The 416-nt window shown below is 55.0% G+C and carries 1 rRNA gene; it reads right to left on the bottom strand.

Annotation, left to right across the window (positions count from 1 at the left end):
- Nucleotides 1–14: 14 nt before the first annotated feature.
- Nucleotides 15–416: ribosomal RNA gene (locus tag FS818_RS28370) — 16S ribosomal RNA — on the bottom strand; the annotation flags it as partial.

The raw sequence follows: 416 nt of genomic DNA, 5'->3' as shown, positions 1-416 counted from the left end.
ACGATTCTCCATAGAAAGGAGGTGATCCAGCCGCACCTTCCGATACGGCTACCTTGTTACGACTTCACCCCAATCATCTATCCCACCTTCGGCGGCTGGCTCCTTGCGGTTACCCCACCGACTTCGGGTGTTATAAACTCTCGTGGTGTGACGGGCGGTGTGTACAAGACCCGGGAACGTATTCACCGCGGCATGCTGATCCGCGATTACTAGCAATTCCGACTTCATGCAGGCGAGTTGCAGCCTGCAATCCGAACTGAGACCGGCTTTTTAGGATTGGTTCCACCTCGCGGCTTCACTGCCCGTTGTACCGGCCATTGTAGTACGTGTGTAGCCCAGGTCATAAGGGGCATGATGATTTGACGTCATCCCCACCTTCCTCCGGTTTGTCACCGGCAGTCTATTTAGAGTGCCCA

This window comes from Paenibacillus xylanexedens, from assembly GCF_007680605.1.
GTDB classification, from domain to species: domain Bacteria; phylum Bacillota; class Bacilli; order Paenibacillales; family Paenibacillaceae; genus Paenibacillus; species Paenibacillus xylanexedens_B.
This window is presented reverse-complemented; position numbering and strand designations above follow the sequence as displayed.